General features: G+C 37.8%; 11 protein-coding genes. 3 read left to right on the top strand and 8 right to left on the bottom strand.

Translation table 11 applies throughout. From position 1 onward, the window contains the following. Positions 1–3: 3 nt before the first annotated feature. The 4 genes from UABAM_RS15290 to UABAM_RS15275 all read right to left on the bottom strand — a co-directional run bounded on the left by UABAM_RS15290 (position 4) and on the right by UABAM_RS15275 (position 9,747). Entirely contained in the window at positions 4–3,990 is a 3,987-nt protein-coding gene (locus UABAM_RS15290; protein ID WP_151968875.1) for a tetratricopeptide repeat protein, read from the bottom strand. Between the two features lie 94 nt (positions 3,991–4,084). Then, a complete protein-coding gene (locus UABAM_RS15285; RefSeq protein ID WP_151968874.1) occupies positions 4,085–7,987 on the bottom strand; it encodes a hypothetical protein in 3,903 nt (1,300 codons plus the stop codon). A gap of 25 nt (positions 7,988–8,012) precedes the next feature. Next, positions 8,013–8,480, bottom strand: coding sequence for a hypothetical protein (locus UABAM_RS15280; RefSeq protein WP_151968873.1), 468 nt, complete (start codon positions 8,478–8,480; stop codon positions 8,013–8,015). Positions 8,481–8,601: 121 nt separating this feature from the next. After that, entirely contained in the window at positions 8,602–9,747 is a 1,146-nt protein-coding gene (locus tag UABAM_RS15275) for a GNAT family N-acetyltransferase (protein WP_151968872.1), read from the bottom strand. Between the two features lie 324 nt (positions 9,748–10,071). Between UABAM_RS15275 and UABAM_RS15270 the strand changes: the two genes are divergently transcribed. From UABAM_RS15270 to UABAM_RS15260, 3 genes are all read left to right on the top strand, one after another. Next, positions 10,072–11,346, top strand: coding sequence for an orotidine 5'-phosphate decarboxylase / HUMPS family protein (locus UABAM_RS15270; RefSeq protein WP_151968871.1), 1,275 nt, complete (start codon positions 10,072–10,074; stop codon positions 11,344–11,346). Positions 11,347–11,484: 138 nt separating this feature from the next. Further along, positions 11,485–12,633 (top strand): hypothetical protein, encoded by a 1,149-nt coding sequence (locus UABAM_RS15265; protein ID WP_151968870.1) that lies wholly within the window; start codon positions 11,485–11,487, stop codon positions 12,631–12,633. Between the two features lie 68 nt (positions 12,634–12,701). Continuing rightward, the gene (locus tag UABAM_RS15260; RefSeq protein WP_151968869.1) at positions 12,702–13,442 is read left to right on the top strand and encodes a helical backbone metal receptor; all 741 of its coding nucleotides are present in this window, start codon (positions 12,702–12,704) and stop codon (positions 13,440–13,442) included. Positions 13,443–13,608: 166 nt separating this feature from the next. Here UABAM_RS15260 and UABAM_RS15255 read toward each other — a convergent pair whose 3' ends face one another. From UABAM_RS15255 to UABAM_RS15240, 4 genes are read right to left on the bottom strand one after another with little or no spacing between them, the layout of a single operon-like run. Next, positions 13,609–14,565, bottom strand: coding sequence for a fatty acid desaturase family protein (locus tag UABAM_RS15255; protein WP_151968868.1), 957 nt, complete (start codon positions 14,563–14,565; stop codon positions 13,609–13,611). 10 nt (positions 14,566–14,575) lie between these two features. Continuing rightward, positions 14,576–15,457 (bottom strand): hypothetical protein, encoded by an 882-nt coding sequence (locus tag UABAM_RS15250; protein ID WP_151968867.1) that lies wholly within the window; start codon positions 15,455–15,457, stop codon positions 14,576–14,578. A 12-nt stretch (positions 15,458–15,469) separates the two neighbouring features. Beyond that, positions 15,470–17,626, bottom strand: a complete 2,157-nt coding sequence (locus tag UABAM_RS15245; protein WP_151968866.1) for a PDZ domain-containing protein — start codon at positions 17,624–17,626, stop codon at positions 15,470–15,472. Next, a complete protein-coding gene (locus UABAM_RS15240) occupies positions 17,626–18,963 on the bottom strand; it encodes a trypsin-like peptidase domain-containing protein (protein WP_173013339.1) in 1,338 nt (445 codons plus the stop codon). The genes UABAM_RS15245 and UABAM_RS15240 overlap by 1 nt, the downstream gene beginning before the upstream one ends. Between the last annotated feature and the right edge of the window lie 3 nt (positions 18,964–18,966).

Below are 18,966 nucleotides of genomic sequence, written 5' to 3'. Positions count from 1 at the left end.
GTTTCACTTCGTGTGTATGCATTCCTTTATTTTGTGGTAAAACGTCCAGTTTTGTGCCTTTATGTGTGCGATTTGCAACATGCAAATACTGTGGTAAGCCATTGAGTGACCAAAGGGAAACATGACGAATGTTTGTTTTAGTGTGGCTATGGAATTAGGGACGTTTTCCACCAAAGATTTTTGCCATTCTCGCAAGACAGTCGCTAGGCATGTATTAGACATGGAGGTTGTCGATAGAAAGTTTTGAAAAAATTCTATGTGATTTGTTTGGGCTGAGGCTGTAGCTATACTAACAAAAACTTTGGCTTTACAGGTATTGTCTTTTATGTTTTGCGCAAGTTTTAGAATTTGTGGAAATAGTTGTGATACACTTGCCGTATCATTGGTTTTTGTCATGGCGTGTACTATGTAAAACAAGGCTTGGGATTGATGCCAATCGTTTTTTATACACCGCGCTATTTGTAAAATTTGCTGGAAAAACTCTGTTGTTGTGTCGGTATTTTTTGTATCTAAAATGGTTTGCACCACCTCCAGTAAAACTTCAAATTTATAAAAACGATCTGCGGTACTCTGGGCTATTTTTAAAGCTTGTTGGAAAGTTTGTGCCGCTTGCTCTTTTTCTTCCACCTCTTGCTGTATTTGTGATGCGATAAATAGTAAATTTGACTTATTCTCCGGTATATCTATACTTTGAGCCAGTGTCACAATTTGTTGGCAAAGGTTAGCCTTGTCGTGAACATTTTTAGCATTGCGCAGGTTTTTAGATATTGCGAGCAATGCCGTGAAACGGTCTGCAAAAAAAGTATCGTCAATATTTTTAGCTATATTTAGTGCTTGTTCGAAATTTTTATGTTGCGCTGCGATCTTTGCCAACTCTGCTAGAGTCATATATCTATGTATATCGTCCTCGATTTTTATATTTAGAACATGACTAAATTTTCCAGCTCGTACTAAGTTTTTTGCGAGTTCGGATAACACATAATCATTTTTAGCGTTTTGCATTACTTGGTGAAATATTTTTGTCGCTTGTTCTTTTTCTCCGGCGTTATTTAGAAATAAAGCTATATACGGTAAATACATGATGTCATTGTTTTTCCAACTTTTGGCTATCGATAAAATTTGTTCAAATAGAGCGGATTTTTGCGATACATTTTCAACTTTTTGCACCGCTAGTGTAATTTGCAGTAACGATTTGACTTGATAGCCTACTTCTTCCATATTTTTTGTTAATTGCAGGGATTGCTCAAAAAGACCGACTTTCAGCAGAGCCCTAATACTGCTTAAGAAGCGCTCGTTTTTATCTTTCGCAGGATAATTCTCGGTTAGAAACTGCAGGAAAATGTTGAATTTTTCTGGATGTTTGAGGTCTTGCAAAATTTGAGCGAGATCTTTAAATACCTCCTCTTTAAATTTCCAATAATCTTGTCTTACCTGTAAGACTTTTTGGAAAAGGCTGAATTTTTCGGGAATACCTTTCGCTTTTCGCAGAAACTTGGCTACCTGAGATAGCGAATCTAACTGCGCTTCATCACTTTCTATATTTGATATTGTCGTTACAACTTGATGTAGTATTTGACTTACCTTTTCTTTTTTACCCGCCTTTTGTAAAATTTTTGCTATTTCTAGTAAAAACTCCCCTTTGTGTTTCGGTGAGGAAATGTTTTGTGCCAACTCCAACGCTTGTGGAACCCTGTCAGCTTGCGCTAAATTTTGAGATACAAATGACAGTGTCTCTGATTCATAGTTGCCGAACTCTGCGTGAGGATTTGTTTGTAGGGCTTCTTTAAATGTTTGTAAAGCCTGTTTTTCGTTACCTATTTGTTGTTGGATTTGCGCTTTATACATTAAAATATCAAAGCTAGATATTGTGTTGTTTATTGCCTCTAGGGCGCCTTGTAAATTTCCGGCTTGCGCCCAGATTTTTACTACACGTAGTAAGGTATCTATTCTTACTTCTTTTCTCTCCATATCGTGAATAATCTTGATCATTTGTTGTGAAAATTCGCAATAGCCGGGAGTATTTTTGTGTAGATTGCGAGCTATGGAGCAAAGAGCATTCGATTTATGGTAATGCTCTTGAATATCTTTTGTTATCTTAAGTACTTGTTGGAAAATACGATTTTCGTACTGTTTCATTGTATTTATTTTTGATAGCAGGTAGTCGATTATTTTCGCTTGTTCCCTAGAGTTGAATTGAGATATTTTGTTTTGTGCAATACTAAAGGCTTTTTCAAATGCTTTTTCCGCTTTTTCATTTGCCCCTGAATTTTGTAAAAGTTGTGCTGTCTTTAGTAAAAAACGCAATTTATACTCTAGGTTTTCAATATCTGATGCTATTTCCAAAGCTTGTTGAAAGTCTTTGGTTGTTACTAGTGCTTCCGTTAGAGCAATGAGTGCACTAAATTTAACTTGATCACTGTAATGGTTTTTTACCATTTGTAAAATTTGTTGAAAAATATTATAGGGAATGATACCCGTGTTTTGCCAATGGTCTGTCATATTTAGAATAAAAGGCATGATATGGTGGTCATGGTCGTTTTGGTCTTGGATTATATTTAGAGCAAGTTGGTATGCTTGTCCTGCGGCTTCTTTGTACTGCATCTCTTGTTGTAAAATGGGGGCGATATGTAAGATGACCTGCGCAGAAGATGCCGTGAGTTTTGAATATTCGGCATTTTTTGTTATATCTAGGATTTGTAGAAAAAAACTCAATTTATTCGCCACCGTTGTTTTTTGTAAAAGTCGCGTGGTTTTGAGTAGAAGTTTCGATTGCTCTTCGTGATCTTCAATGTTTTGTATGATTTCTATCGCCTGCGAAATATTATCAGATTTCACTAATTTTCGTACTTTATGAGAAGTGATTCTCGAAAGGCATTTGGTTTTTTCATCCCCCTCAACATGCTGCAAGGATTGCCTAAATATGTTTAGAATGTTTTCGTGTTTTCCTATTTTCTGAAGACATTCATCTGCATACAACAACGCTTTACCTTTGTCATTTTCTTCCATTGCCAATATCGTTTTGTGAAGTTGATGAAATAGATCCGGTTGATAAAGTATTTCCTCCTCCGTTAATGCACGAATTATGGAAAATATTTGGCTGGTATCTTGTTGGGCGATAAGTAAAACTTGCTCGAATAGTTGTCGGGCTTTCTCAGTTTCGCCAGCTTCATACAACACAGGGCATATTTTTAACAAAAGAGGAAATTTATCGTAATTGCGTTTTAGGTTTTGAGTCATTTCTAAAACTTGCGATAAGATTTGTAGATGATTTTTAGCGTTTTGTAGAGCTTCTATTATACTCTTTAAAAGCATGAATTTTTGGATGTCACACGAAATGTTTTTGATAATGGTAAGGGCCTTTGAAAATTGATTTTTTTTGACAAATATAGTGGCGAAGTCGGTTAACAATTGTGCATGGAATATTTTGAGTATTCTTATGATACTTTTTGGTTCTGCTGTCACAGATACAATTTCTAACCACCACTCTATAAAGGATCTATCCACAATATTGTGTGTGGGAGGAACGCGTTTTTCTATTGTGTGTATGACGTAATCTATTTGTTTTGCTGTTCTTTTTTGTGGTGGCAAACTTTGTTGGCGTACGGTTTCAATCCATATTAAAAGTAACGCCGCGATATAAAATTCACGCTCTTTCAAGGTTTGTAGGCAAGTTAGGCTTAGTTGTATTTTTCCTTGTTGGGCCCATGTGAAGGCTTGTGAGATGTTTTCTTTTGCCTGTAGTGCAATTTGATCGGCTTTTAGTGCCAATGTACAAAGTTTGTACTCGTCATCAATTGTGGCGCCGTTTATAAATGCTTCTATTCCATGCTTCAGGGAATCGTAGGTGGCTTGGTAATTTTCAAAGTATTCAATTTGACATGCAATAAATTCATCTCCCTGTAACAATTCATATAGCTTATCTTTTTGCCCTTTCTGAAGAAGATTTTTGGTATATTCACGTAAAGTACGCTCGTCCCACGAATTTGACATTCTCATTCCTTCCAAGCTTTCTAAATGATGAGCGAAATTGTAGCGAATGATTTTTAGATGTATATTTACGCCAATGCGAGTGCATAATGTTTTGTTATCGCGTAACACCAATAAAGTGTAAATATTTATCTCCACGTGAAAAGTGTTGTTCTTCAGTGATTTTGTTGAAGTCTTTCCAGCGCAGGTTGTGTTTGGAGAATTGTATACGGCGGTCGAAGTGCATTCTTTCTTGGTAGATATCTTTAGTCGCAAAAAGTTTACGACGAATGTTCTGGAGGGACATAGATTTTTGATTTTGCTGATTTAAGTTAACAATCATGTGGTTTGCACGGATATTGTAAGTCAGTTCTTCATATAATTTATAGTCTGGATAACGCTTATGTAGGCGGAATTCAATGTGTTCGCGTACGAAATCTACCGCCGATTTTTTATAAAATACTGCCAGAAGATACGCAAATACTTGTTGCTGGCCTCGTGACCAGTTGTGAATGTCTCCCTCGCTAAATTTGATCGTGGAAATTAGATGGTTATTTTTTTCTTGGAAGTAAATGGTAAAGCGATAAACTTCGCTTGTGTTTTTCATTGCGATTGTTGTATGGATCGTGTTGTAAGTGCACGCAACGTTTTCGATATCTATCGTAAATTTTTCGTCAAATAGAGGGTGCATTTGTAGCATGAGAATGAAGTCGCGTTTGATGTATGTTTTTAGTTCGTGCTCTACTACTTCCATTTCGCGTTTCAAGGGTAATACCGGAGAAAAATCGCGTTGATTTTGCTGCATCTTGATTCTCGCGTGGCGTAGTTTGTCAAATAGGTGAGGAATTGTACCAGAGTGAAAACCTGGACGCAAAAATTGCACAATGGTTTTACCTTTTCGACCAATGCGGTTAGGGGCGATTGATTTGCGCCAATTTTCTTTGTAAAGTTGCCAGTTCTCCTTTAGCTCCCAACTCAAAAAGCCAAATAAGCCCGTAAAGACAAATCCGGTGAACCACGCAAAAGTATAAGCCATGATGGGTGGCAACATAGCGTTGGCGATATTTTGTATCATGAAAATGAGCTGTAGATAGACTTCGGGAAATACCAACAGCAGTTTGTAAGTAATCGACACGATGGGGAATTTGAGTGGATTTATTTGCGGTTCTAAAAACAAAACAATGTACAAGGTGATAATGTAGGCCAGGGGAAACCAAATTAAAGCCATGATGGCTTTGAACAAAGAGGTGGTATAACGTGCGCCATAGATTAAGCGTAAATAGTCGGATACGATATAAGATGCATGTTCTATTTTTTCGAGCGTTATGCGCGATAGGTACAACAGAAATGATAGAAAACGTAGCAGGACACCGCGACCTAACGCCTGTACGATAAGAGCAATAAACTCAATAAAGGTGTTTTTTACAATAATACCTAGACGTGAATTAAAGAAAATGAACGCGATTACCACACAGGCGGTGTATATAATTTCGTAGTAATACGCATGGCTCCAATGCGCAGGCTTATACAAAAGAATTTCGCGATGAAATCTAAAATATAAAGCGGAAAACAGTATCACACTTCCCGTAAAGGGGAGAATGAGTGTTTTTTGGATGACTGTGGGAAATTTTCGCAATAGTTGTATTGGGGCCGTACCTACGTATTTGATCGGTTTCCAGATGAACTTCTTTAACCATGTACGCGAATGTTCTACATAAAAAAATAGCTGTAATACAACACCCGTTGATAGAATGTAAGGACCGGAAATTAGGTCGATGTTTGGCATGAAGTGTTCAAGCAAAATTTGTAGTAGTACCATCAAAATTACGGCACCACCAAAGGGAAAGAAGAAAAATTTACACATAAATCTGCCGGTGGGGGTTCCAAAAAACATCGCGCTGACAATTTGTAAAAAATGTATGTATAGTTCTGCCGGACGGTGGATTCCACGTAGTTTTTTTCCCAGTAGTCTATCGAGTTTGATGAGTTGGTCTCCGGTGAAGACTTGTTTGGTTTCCAAGTTTTCCAGAGCCATGCGATTGCGACTTACTAGGTCTCTGAGTCTTGCAAAGTAACTATACCCATCTTCGCCGATGATATTTAAATATCCTTGCCGTACTTTGTGGAAAGCCATTTTTTGGTCGAGAGTTTTGCACGGAAAATTTTGTTCTTCCATCGCCGCCGTGACGACAGGTTTAATCTGTTCACTTATTTTTTGTTTGGTCTTATCCAGAGCTTTGCGCACCGTATCGACGTATTTTTCTAATAGGTGTTGTTCCAATTTCATTTTCTGCGTCTTTTTGTACGCGGAGCGCAAGTGTTTTAAGCGTCGCATTTGACCGTTGTATAAAAGCGGCGTAATGAGCTTTTCTTTTCCAAAAGAAAATAACCAACTACGAATACTTAACTCGCAAAATTTGGTATTTCCGTCTATATAAGCATTTTCTAAGTCAAGTAGAATAAAACGTTCGGTGGACCATCTTTCGCGACGAATTTTCGCACTTAAGTAATTGATAAAATCTTGAAAATCGGCACGGTCGCGTTCATCTAAATTCAAGTCGTTGATTAGATATTCACTTACTGGTTTTACATAAGATTCATATTGTTGTTGTAGATCATGGCGAATTGTATCTAGCATTTCTAGTTTACAACAGTACGTTGCATGTTCTAGGATGGATTGTGCTTGACGCAGATTGAGAATGCCTCGTCCAATATTTTTTTTATGACTTACGAATAAAAAACGCATGTAGTATTTGTGGAAGAGTATTTTGTCAAAATAATATCTGGTACTCATTGCCCAGGCAAACGATAGTGATAGATTGCGCACACAAAGATGTATAAACCATCCCCCGAGAATATAATAAAATATAAATCCGTACAACGTCCGCATAATTTCATTGAGCAAGGTTGGTTTTGGCATTGCCATGCACTGTGACAGTTGTGTGAGAAAAATTTGTGTCGTTTTGTTGATTTTTTGATGGTGCTTATCAGCAATGACTTTTCTACGTGGACGAAGAGAAACCATTATTTTTTGAGTAGGAGTTGCTGCGGTATAGTTTTGTGCGAAATAAAAAATCATTAGTTCGTTGAGGGTGAGTAACAGTTTTTTGGACACATACACTTTTTCGCGAATGGCAAGGTTCACGATGTCAGAAAAACGAAGTTTTCCGATGATTTTTTGTTGTTGCACAACCTGAGATATTACGAAGGTCACAAATGCTTGATGTTGTTCGACAAGTTGGGGACGTGTTTGGTGTTCATGGATAAAGTGAGGATGCGAAAGAATTTTTTTGACAATAATTGTTGGATCTGAAGAGTGGTGTAGATCCGATGAAATGCTCTGAGGGCGACAACTTTCGAGTAGGTTTTTATAATTCAATTGGGCGGCATTTGCGATGTTTTCGATATTTTGCGTATATTTTTCTAAAGAAGGAAAGCACGAAGAAAGTAGTTCTTTATGAAAGTAACGTATTTGGAAATAAAAGGCTAAAAATTCTTGTAGAACTTCATGATTATCATTACTTTTGAATATCTGGTTTTCTTGATACAGAACAGCGCGAATTTCTTCAAATACCATAGGAGGAAAAAAGGAATATATTTCTGTGTCTGTCAGGTCGCTGAGATAGGTAGACTTTTGACAATGTATGTCTATTTGCGCGTGGAATAATTGCTCCCAAACATAACGCGCAAAATTATGCATACTTTGTTTTTTTAACTGCCTCTTCGAAGGGAGAGCAATGAGTGTCACATATTCTGTTTCGATGTTTTGGTAGAGTATTTTTTCTTTGAATATACTGTCATACGTCTCTAGAAGTTTAATAAAATCTACTGTGGGTAGAGTAAAAATTTTATTATGTGGTACAGATAGATAAAAAACATTTAATTGTTTGTGAAGGCGAATGATACGCCTAATCATATCTGCAGAAATGAAAAAAAGCCCTTGAGTGGCATCCTCAAAGTGGGCAATAATTTCTTCGTAAGATATCCAATTATTAGCTATGTGTTGGGATGTCTCTTCCATGAGTGACGACTTTTCAATTTATGTTTTATCGAGATTTGATAGTGTAGCTGTCTTTTACTTCTATGTTACTGATCTCTTTTTTACACTCTTCACATAATGTGACTTGTTTGTCTAGTTGCATTGCTTTTTTGTGTGCTTGCCTTTCCGTTTTTGCTTCTACAGTTCCTACATAAGCGGTAGCCGTTATTTCGGCATAGACATCGTATTTTTTGACTTTTAGATCGCGAATTGTTGTATGTTTTGGTTTGAATTCAGGGTGGCTACTTGGTTGCCAACTGAGATGGCGCTCCTGAATAAATCTTTCCGTAAAATTAGGAAAAAATTTGGCGATCCCTTTCCACACTTCTTCTTTACTCGGTGCGTCTATAAGGGCGTACAATATTTCCATGCCATCAGCATTGTAGTTTTCACGACGTCCATATTCAAATGAGGTTTCTACTTCTCCATCAGGAGTGTACCAGGATACCCAATAGCGTTTTAATTTTTCTTCCATACAACACCCAATATTTAATATGTTAATAATTAGAATAAATTGACCTTGTACGTTTTTATTTTAAACCGTAACAACAATTTTTACAAGAGACAAATGAATTTCCGTTTTGAATTTATGTGCTCTAAACAGGTCGTGAGTAGATATAGTAAGTTCCTAAATCATCCATGCCTGTGGTGGTGAGTTTTAAACCTGCTTTTTGCAAAACGCCTATAGAGGCGTTGTGGTCGTGATCGATTGAAGCGATGACTCGGCGAATCTCTGGGGTATTTTTGGCATAATTGACGAGTGCTTTTGCCGTTTCTGTTGCAAATCCTTGGCCCCAATATTTTTGAAAAAACAAAAATCCAAGTTCGACAACATTGTTTTGCGAGGTGCGCTCTAAAAAGCAATGTCCAATATAATTATCTTGGTAAGTCACCGCCCAGCATTTTCTATTTTTATCGGCGAGTATCTGTAAAAAAAGGTCTTTTGCTTGTCGCAATGACTTGGGGCCATCCATATTTTTACGTACGATGGGATCGACATTTAGTGTAATAAAGCCCTTCATATGTTTCAGGTTGTAAGGACATAGTGTTAATCTTTGTGTGTTGATACAGCGATTTTGAAATTTACGCAAAAGAATGGTTTTGATTTCCTCGTAGGAAATGGGGCGATAACGCTCGACGATATTTTCCTCTAAAGCATATGAATGCGCTACGGCATCTACGCCGATATCGATCGCAGGCAAGTTAGGGTCATCAGGTAATGTATTGTGACTGTGTCCATACAAATGCCACGATCCATGATGACTAGCATTCCACACACGTAAAGCATAGTGAAGCAATATTATTTTGCATTTCCCTTGTGGTAGTGTATCGTCTTTTACCTTGAGTTCGAAATAATCTTTTACCCAAACACAGTGTTTTTGTATGACCTTTGTGTTGTAGTCGTGATTGCCACGTAGAAAGTAAATATTACCATTTAGACGTGAAAGAATTTTATCTGTATAGGCATCATTTGCAAAGCCAAAATCGCCAAGGTGGTAAATACGATCTCTGTTGGTAACACGCGCATTCCAATTCGCAATAAGTTGTTCGTCGTGTTTACGTACGCTTTGTGGAGAAACACGCATTTTGGCATAGTTTGCGATATCTTGTTGTGTTGCTTGTGGACGATGAGCAAGTTCATAGATTTCTTGTTCTTGCCCAGAGAAAAAGGGACGTAGCGAATGTTTGATAATATTCGCGTGCCCAAAATGCGTATCTGAGGTGAACCATATATTTCCCATAAGAAAAATTCCTTAATTCGATCCCGTTCTTGTTTCGATCTATCCTTTATTTTAGCATATTTGTTTTAACGATTGCCATCCTTGCTGGTGAGTGTTGCACCAGTGGCAAAAGTTTTTCAAACGCAAATACGTATTTTATTTTAGTATTCGCTTTGTGGGAATATTGTTGTTTTTGATCGTCACTTCACTACAAGCACAGAAATTTGATCTAGTAATATTTGCATATTGTGTTATGCTAGAAATAGAGAAATTATATCTTACTTTGTGTTTAACTTAATACACTAGAGTAAATTCTGATTTTTTAACGGAGCGTATTTTTTGCTTATGAAACCTAAGCTATCCGTATCATTAGAGTTTTTACATCTAGAAAACGCTATTTTTTGTGCTGAACAGAGTGTTTCTGCTGGTGTAGATGTTATCGAAATCGGCTCTACTCTGCTAAAAAGTACAGGACTTACCAGCATTAAGGTATTGCGTGAACGTTTTCCCGAAGTGACACTGGTTGCCGATATGAAGGTGCAATCGAATGTTGAGTCGGAGATCAAAGCAATTGCTGGTGCTGGGGCAAATAGCATAACAGTTTCTGGTAATGTTTCTTCTGAAATTTGGCAACAAAGTTTAGATGTGGCCAAAGAGCATGAAGTTGATGTTATTCTTGATTTTCGCGATCTTGTTCGCCCTCAACAATATATAAATGAACATATTCCTGATGGTTTTCACTCGATTATGTTATCTTTAGATAAATCGTCTTTTGCTCTTTTACAAAAAACAACGTCCTTGTTATCAACTCCGATCGGAGTACAAGGGGTTGAAGAAGAAGATGAAATTGTCGAAGCGATATCTTTAGGTGCCTCTACGATTGGAATTCGCTTTTGCGATGAAAAAGACAAAAGCATACAGGAAGCAGTAAAGTCGATTTTAACGATCTTGTCTAATGCCAAAAGAACTTTTCCCAAAGATCCTTTTTCTTTGCATGAAGAGCAACTTTTGCAATTGTTGGAACAAGTTTCGCCTAGCGACTTTTGTGAGGTGAGCGAGCGTCCATGTTTCTTAGAAAATGTTTACCCTGTTCAAAAATATACAAAAATTGCAGGTAAAGCGGCCACTCTAAAAGTTTGGCCTGGAGCTGAAATGGCAGTTCTCGATTTTTTAATGAAAATGGAACCGCGCTGTATATTAGTGATCGATGCTGGTGGTCGTGGTTCCGCTGTTTGGGGACAAATGGCGACAGAAATTGCGATAAAAAAAGAACTTGTTGGCGTAGTTGTTTACGGTAGCATCAAAGATGTAAACAAGATTCGCGAGAAAGGTCTACCTTGTTACACTAGTTCGATTACTCCTATTATTTCTAAAAATCAAGATTCTAGTTTTAGTGAAAATTGTCCATTGAAAATTGGCGAAGTTTTTATTAAACCTGGTGACTGGCTAATTGGAGACGATACAGGAATTATTTCCATTTCCAAAGAACTTATTTTTTTCAAAACGGATGAAGCTCTTAAGCTTTACAACGAGCGTATGGAGATTATTCGTGGAATTGAAAATGCGAAAGACAAGGAATTGGAAGAGCTTGTAAACAAATACAAGAAATTGCATAGCTAGAAGTAATCTCTCTATAAAAACAGTGGCTATTTTAGCCACTGTTTTTTTTTGCCCAAATTCATTTTGAATCCACATGCGTTTTTTCCTAAAATAGGATAGATACACAAGTTTAATTCGTAAATTAATTTGGAGAAAGTAATGCGATATATAGCAATTATGCTTGTACTTTTTGGTTGCTTGTTTACAGTGGCTAATGATGATCAAGCTCTAGTGTACTATGCCTCATTTGATGAAGGGCAAAGTAATTGTATTTACGATGGCTTGGTCGCTTTAGGTAGCGAAGGTCAACAAGTTGTCAAAGTGAAGGCGATGAATGTCGTTTTTTCACAAGAACAAATTGGTCGTGTTGACTTAGTTGTAAAAGCGGGAGATCAGGTACAAGAATTTTTTAGCGTTGCAAGTGGTAAACAAGAATTGAATTTCGATTTAGCAAAAGCAGCTAAACTTGAGGTCAGTTCTCAAGCATACGCATTTTCTGGTATAGAAAATGCGATGGTTAGCGTTGTTTTTGACGTTGAATTTGCAGCCTCTGCAGCCGATGTACGTGCTCCGAAAAAGCCATATGGTAATTTACAACTTCAAGTTCACAAAGTAAAAAATGGTAAGAACATTTCTTTTGTGGGTGCGATGAACATCAACCGTGCTGGTTCTTTTAATGCGGCAACTTACACTGCAAAAACCGCAGGTAATGTCAGCATTAAAGTCGCAGCAATTAACAAAAACGGTGGTGGTAAAGAAATTGCTTTGTTCAACAAGAAAACCAAAAAGGGTGAAACATACTTTCTAAATCACAAACCTATTCGTTCCAATGGCATATTTGTAGTTAGTACTGTGGTACGCAATGTCAATGGTGCGGCAAAATTTAATGCCGGTGCTGTTACTTACGCTGTGATCAAGAAAGCGACAGCTCCAGGTCAAAAACCAAACAATGCACCAAAAAAACCTTATGGCAACTTGCGTCTACGCGTAAGTCCATATAATCAAGGCAAAGGTGCTTCTTTTGTTGGCCTTAGCGAAATTTTGCATCGCGGTAATTTTAATTCCGCAACATTTACTGCTCAAACAACAGGTAAAGTTGTCATTAAAGTTGCAGCAATTAACGCTAACGGTAACACCAAAGAAATTTCTCTGTTCAATAAGAGCGTCAAAAAAGGCGAGACATACCTAGTTAACCATAAACCGATTCGTTCTACTGGCATGTTTGTTGTAACAACAACTGTGACAGGTCCAAAGAGCGCAAAAGGTTTTAACGCAGGTGGATTGTCTTACGCAGTGACCAAGAAGTAATTTCTTTTTATATTAAAAAGCCAACTCATTTTTTAATGTGTTGGCTTTTTTTGTTTTAAGGAGATGTTGTGAAAGTAATTTCAATGGTTCCTTCATGGACGGAAACTTTGTTATGTGCGGGAGTAAATGTCGTTGGACGCACTCGTTTTTGTTTGCATCCGAAAGATAAAGCGGCAAATGCAAAAAATGTGGGAGGAACGAAAGACATTTCTTGGGAAAAAGTACGCGATTTACAGGCCGATTTTTTACTACTAGATCGTGAAGAAAATACGAAGGAAATGGCCGAAAATAGTCCTATCGAAAACCTAGTGAGTCACATTCGTGAAATTGAAGATATTCCACCTTTTTTGACAACGTTGGGAGAACGTTTGCAAAACGATTTACTTCTCAACTATAGTGATCGTTGGCAGAAAGTCGCAGAGCGCAAGATAACGAGTAGATCTTTAGCAAATATTCCTGGTATTAAAGAGTGGATTACACCACTAAAAGACACTTGTGAACAATTTGTATATCTCATTTGGCGTGATCCATGGATGTGTGTCTCTTCAAATACTTTTATTGGTTCTGTTTTCCACCATTTGGGGTTAAGTGGATACCATTGGAGCAATGAGGAGAAATACCCGCAGATTGATGTGAATGACTTTGATCGCAACAAAACACTGTTGTTGTGTTCAACAGAGCCGTATCCTTTTCATCGTAAAAAAGACATTCTGAAGGAATTGGGTTTTTCGTGTGCTATTATCGATGGGGAACCATATAGTTGGTTTGGCTATCGCTCTTTGTTGTTTTTAGAAGAGAATGGTTCCTAGGGGGGAATCGTGCCACAGGTTCATGTTAGGTTAAGAATAAAAGTCTTAATCAAGACTTACAAAAACATGTCATTCCCGCATAAGCGGGAAACCAGCAATCTAAAGTTGACTTCAAAACGCTGCCTCCTTGCGTTCGCAGGGATGACACAATGTGACACCATGGGTTTTACGAGGACTTTTTTCCTACGATAACACTTCCCACAGGGCTTCTTTTGATACTTGCCACGATAAAGTCGTAAACAAAGGCAAAATAGGAAGAAATATACGGCGCACCTTTTTCTGTTAAATCTTCTTTCAATTGTTTATGCGTTTCTGGAAGATTATACCATGGAATATTGGGGTATAAGTGATGTTCTAGGTGGTAGTTTTCATTACACATGAAAAAGGTAGTTATTGGATTTGTCAGTATCGTTCTTGTACCTTTTATTGTGTCTGACTCATGTTCGAGAAGTGTGTGCTGACTCATACCGCGGATGTTCACCATGGTGTTAATAATAATCATTGGAATTAGCCACATGTGCAAAAGTAGTGTCCATGATAATGAAGAAATGCAAACGAAATAAATAACGGCTGTCATTGCTAGTAATTCCAAGACGATATATAAGCGATCCTTCATCGTTCCTTGGCGGAAACCGAGAATGGGAATTGCGGTGATGTAAGCGGGATAACCTAAGATTAGGCGTCCCCAGTGCATAGCAAAAACCAACCACGACCACGAGGTATAGTTTTTATAGTGGTCTGGGTCACCTTCTAAACCTAAGTGGCGATGGTGACTTAAGTGTAAAACACGATAGGCGGCGAAATTTTGCAATACTGGCATGGCGCATAGAGCACTTAAGATGTGATTCCAGGTTTTGTTGTTCGACAATACACCGTGAACGCCTTCATGTGTAAACAAACTAATTCCATGAAGAGATGCTGCGGCAATGACGTATAACGGTATCATTGCCAATGTCGCCCACCACACATTCATCCATAAAACAAAGTGATATGCACCATAGGCGCTGCTCAAGTAAAGAGCAATAAAAATGACTATGCGTAAATATGTTTTGCCATGATGGAGTTGGTGTAGTTTTTGCACTTGTTGCTGTGGTATATTTAGTTTTGCTACGCAGGGATCCATGAAAAACTCCTTACTTTATTAAACCTTGTGTGGATGATTTTTGCCATGGGTATCTAGGGGCAAACCAATAGATGGAGTTGTCTGACATAACGGCCACATAGCGAGTGTCACTACCTTTTGTGTAAGTACTAAATAAACGAATATTTGTGCCCTGTGGAAGACCTTTTGTGGAAGATTTTTGCCAGGGGTAATTAGGAGCAAACCAATAGATGGAGTTGTCGGACATAACCGCCACATAGCGAGTGTCACTACTTCCTTTTGTATAAGTGGACAAGCATACAATATCTTTGTGTTGCGGAAGGCCTTTTGTGGAAGATTTTTGCCACGACTGTCCAGGAGCAAACCAATAGATGGAATTGTCTGACATAACAGCCACATAGCGTGTGTCACTACCTTTGGTATATGTACTAAAAATTTTTATGTCGTGTTCCAAGGGAAGACCTTTTGTGGAAGATTTCTTCCACGATTGTCCAGGGGCAAACCAATAGATGGAGTTGTCGGACATAACAACAACATAACGCGTATCGTGACTACCTTTTGTGTAGGTGGATAAAAATTTAATATTGAGGCGCGGTAAACCTTTTGTCGAAGATTTTTGCCACGGATAGTTAGGAGCAAACCAATAGATAGAGTTGTCAAACGTAACGATAACATAGCGAGTGTCGCTACCTTTGGTATAGGTAGAAAGCGCTTTGATTTCTTTTTGTTGTGGTATACCCCTCATCGAAGATCTTTGCCACGGTTGTCCAGGGGCAAACCAATAAATTTGTCCTGTATCAGTTGCTGCAACATAGCGGGTGTCAGAGTTCCCTTTGGTATATGCGGAAAAATGAGTAATATTTTGTGCATGTAAACTGAAAAGGACAATAGATAAAATAACTAGCTTTTTCATAAAACAAACTCCTTAATCTTTTACAAATTGTAGTTTCGCGATACGGCTTTTATCTAATCTATTTACGAGAACAGTCGTATACTCGTTGTTGGTTTTATAAGCTTGATCGATAAGGTCGTAAAAATGTTGGGCATCTTTTACACGAACGTCATCGACAAGAGTAATGATTTCATAGGTTCGTATGCCAGCAATCATAGCGGGTTTACCTTGCGTTACTTGAAAAACCACAACGCCTGTTGTTGTACTCGGAATGTGCAGGGCTTGTTTTACTTCGTATGTCAAATCTTTTACCGTTATGCCCAGAGATTGCACTTTTATTTTTTCGGCAGTCTCGAAATCAAGTGGAGCTTTGTGAAGTTTACAACTTTTCGTTTGTATTTTTCCATTACGAAAATATTTGATCACTACTTCGCGATTTTCGCCAAGCTTGGTGAGTATATCGATAACACTGTGATTTCTTTTGCTAAAAAAGCGGCTAAACTCCAAATCTCCCCATGCAAATCGCGGTGCCACAGAGTCGCTGTGATAAGAGTACTGACTTTCGAAAAATATTTCATTTTTGCTGTCTTGTGGAGTAACACTTAAGATAATGTCTAGAGGCTTTAGACCTATTTTTTGCGCAGGAGAGTTGTCATACACATAATTCACGATATAGCCGATTTTGCCGTACTGGGTAACCGTTGTTGCTTTTAGATGCTCAATAAGTTGTGTTTTGGGTATTTGAATTTCTACTCCCAACCACGTTTTTGTTTGTTCTTTTTCTTCTACAGGTACGGCTTTTTTATCAAAGTGTGCCGTGGGATCATTCAAAATTTTATTCACATCTTTAAACAAAAATACGTTTGGTTTATTTGCGGGAGAACTATAGCTGGAGGTTTTGAGGCGATCCTCTTCATCGATTTTAAAATCAGTAAAAAAGCCAATTACTTCGTTGTGTCTATTAAGTAGAAATGTATCTAAGTTTTTGGAAGTGTAAATATCGATGAATTTATTGTCCTTATAACCTATTGTATACTTATCAAAGCGCAAAGGAACGCGTTTAATATCATCAATGTTTCCCTTGTCAGCGCTAATGGCAAAAAATAGTTCTTGTCTTTGTAAATGGTAGTGACGATTGATTTTTGCATGGTGATTTTTCAAATGGGGACAATGAATGAGCATGGCGCCAATATTGTTGAAAATGCCCAAAAAGCTGGCATTGAAAGACTTTACGCCCATTTTTACTTCGATGTTTTGAATACGTTTTATGTGCTCTGTTGCGAGATCGGAAGATATCAATAAAGTCCCATTGTTGTCGATTAAACACCCACTGGTTTTCAGTTCAATAGTATCGTTGTTTACTCTTCCACGATGGCCATAAAATGTCATATCGTTTTCTTCTTTAGGACGATGTCGAAACTTAATGGTAATCGGTAGAATTGTGCTATTTAAATCTTGCGAAATTTGTTTTTTCGCGTTTTGTATTTTTAGATTTTCCGTGTGAATCATTGGGGTGTTGACATTGTTTTTGTCTACCCACTGTTGATGTTCACCATGAAAGGAGTAAGAAGAAAAACTATATGCAAAAGGGCGTCCTTGTGGTGTGAGAAGGAAATGGAAACCTATTTGATGTAGAGAATCGTCTTTTTGCCCTTGTGAAAAAGGTATTCGTTGTTCGCGATTTTGATGTAATACGTAATTAAAGTATATTTTATGTTGACGTTCGACAAGACCAACGGCATAAAAATCGTTGCTTGCGTCACGTAAATCATAGTCTTCTAAAGCAGGAGTGGGGATATCTTCGGCAGTTTGAAAGATATCAACAGCGTATTTTTCAAATGTCCCATGATATTTTGCCGGTATTTTTTTCCCTGTTGCTGTTATCACCTCGACTTGTTTGAATTGATTGGGAAAGGCCCCTATTGAGCTGGTAATTATCCAATTTTTTTTGGGATAGGCAACACCCATTAAACGCCGTGTTATTTTATTGGTAATAAATTGTTCGTTGGGTTCATAGTCGTAATCGTTTTTGTTGAGTACTTTCTTTTCTATATTTTTACCCAACTTTACTTCAACGGTAAAAAAATACTTTTGCACATTGATGATCGCTTCGCTTATAGGTACTTTTGCATCTTCTTGGGCCAAAACGACAATAGTAAAAAATACAAAACAAAATAAGGTTCGCAACATTACTGTCCCTCTATTTCTTTGAAATCTCGCCGATAATCAAGAACTAAGTAATACGGAAGACCTTGGCGAAATAGTTTAAATAAAAGCTTCTTTTCCGAATCAGGTCTATTTAGTGATTTTTCGTAGATCGTTTTTATTTTTTCTAAGGAATCGATATTTTCGCCATCAATTTGTAGTATGATATCTCCCATTAAAAAATGACTACTTTGTGCGTTACCAACATACTGAACTCCTTGGATGTATACGCCTTTTTCGCGGAAAAAAGCCATATTGGGACTGGAGAATTTATTGATACCTTTCACTGTCATGTCCCAACGATCACATTCGAAATTGTCTCCCTTTATTTTACCTTTGGGACGCAAATGCATTTTGATATGCATTGTTTTGTCTCCACGGCGAATTTTTATGTCGGCAATGGATTTGTTGGGAAGTTTGGCAAAAAAGGCACGTGTGGCTGGTAAATCTTCCATATAAATGCCCATAATTTTTTGGTTATTACACTCTAGAATGATATCGCCCGTTTGTATTCCCGCATCTTTTGCCGGAGAATTTTGATCGACGCTGGCGACGAGAACCCCAGCGTCGGCATTGATGATAACTTCTTTGGAGTAATCGCGTAATGCTTGAAATGTAATTCCTGTCCAAGTACGCGTTACTTGGCCTTTTTCTTTGAGAATGGCGATCACTTCTTTTACCGTATTTGCCGGAATGGAAAAAGCAATGTTATTTGCCCTTGCTCCCAGTGTATTAATACCGATGATATTTCCGGTATCATCCACTAGTGGTCCGCCAGAATTTCCAGGATTAATCGCCGCATCAGTTTGAATCCACAAATTATATGGACCTTCGCGTAAGTAACGTCTTGTATAACTGATAATTCCAAAAGATATGGAACGACTGAAGCCAAAAGGACTGCCCATTGCCATAACAAATTGGCCTTCTTCGATAAGGTTTGAATTACCAAATTTAGCAAAGGGTAGAGTGGTGTTTTCCGGGAGATCTAGTTTTAGGAGAGCTAAGTCAGTTTCTTTATCCAAACCGATAATTTTTGCGGGGACTTGTCGTTTATCAGATAAAACGCATTTGATGCTTTTGGCGTTTTCCGCCACATGGTTATTGGTCACAACATAACCATCGGCGGAAATAATAACTCCACTACCAAATACTTGTTGACGTTGCGCTTTTCCACTGTAGAATACTTCCACAATTGGTTTGACAAAAACCAGTGCGGGAAAAACGCGTTGTTTGGCGTTCGTTATTACCGTTTTAAAATCGTAATTTGTTTGGGCGGAAATACTACAAATAACAAGAAAAAAAATACCACATCTTAAAATCATAGA

Origin of the sequence: Candidatus Uabimicrobium amorphum, assembly GCF_009002475.1 — a bacterium.
Classification (GTDB): domain Bacteria; phylum Planctomycetota; class Uabimicrobiia; order Uabimicrobiales; family Uabimicrobiaceae; genus Uabimicrobium; species Uabimicrobium amorphum.
The sequence above is the reverse complement of the archived record's forward strand: the minus strand, read 5'-3'. Positions and strand labels throughout refer to the sequence as shown.

Bases quoted from the DNA above. Each gene is read 5' to 3' on its own strand.
- UABAM_RS15275 (WP_151968872.1), bottom strand. From the start codon at position 9,747: ATGGGAAATATATGGTTCACCTCAGATACGCATTTTGGGCACGCGAAT.
- UABAM_RS15240 (WP_173013339.1), bottom strand. From the start codon at position 18,963: ATGATTTTAAGATGTGGTATTTTTTTTCTTGTTATTTGTAGTATTTCC.
- UABAM_RS15280 (WP_151968873.1), bottom strand. From the start codon at position 8,480: ATGGAAGAAAAATTAAAACGCTATTGGGTATCCTGGTACACTCCTGAT.
- UABAM_RS15265 (WP_151968870.1), top strand. From the start codon at position 11,485: ATGCGATATATAGCAATTATGCTTGTACTTTTTGGTTGCTTGTTTACA.
- UABAM_RS15285 (WP_151968874.1), bottom strand. From the start codon at position 7,987: ATGGAAGAGACATCCCAACACATAGCTAATAATTGGATATCTTACGAA.
- UABAM_RS15250 (WP_151968867.1), bottom strand. From the start codon at position 15,457: ATGAAAAAGCTAGTTATTTTATCTATTGTCCTTTTCAGTTTACATGCA.
- UABAM_RS15245 (WP_151968866.1), bottom strand. From the start codon at position 17,626: ATGTTGCGAACCTTATTTTGTTTTGTATTTTTTACTATTGTCGTTTTG.
- UABAM_RS15255 (WP_151968868.1), bottom strand. From the start codon at position 14,565: ATGGATCCCTGCGTAGCAAAACTAAATATACCACAGCAACAAGTGCAA.
- UABAM_RS15270 (WP_151968871.1), top strand. From the start codon at position 10,072: ATGAAACCTAAGCTATCCGTATCATTAGAGTTTTTACATCTAGAAAAC.
- UABAM_RS15290 (WP_151968875.1), bottom strand. From the start codon at position 3,990: ATGTCAAATTCGTGGGACGAGCGTACTTTACGTGAATATACCAAAAAT.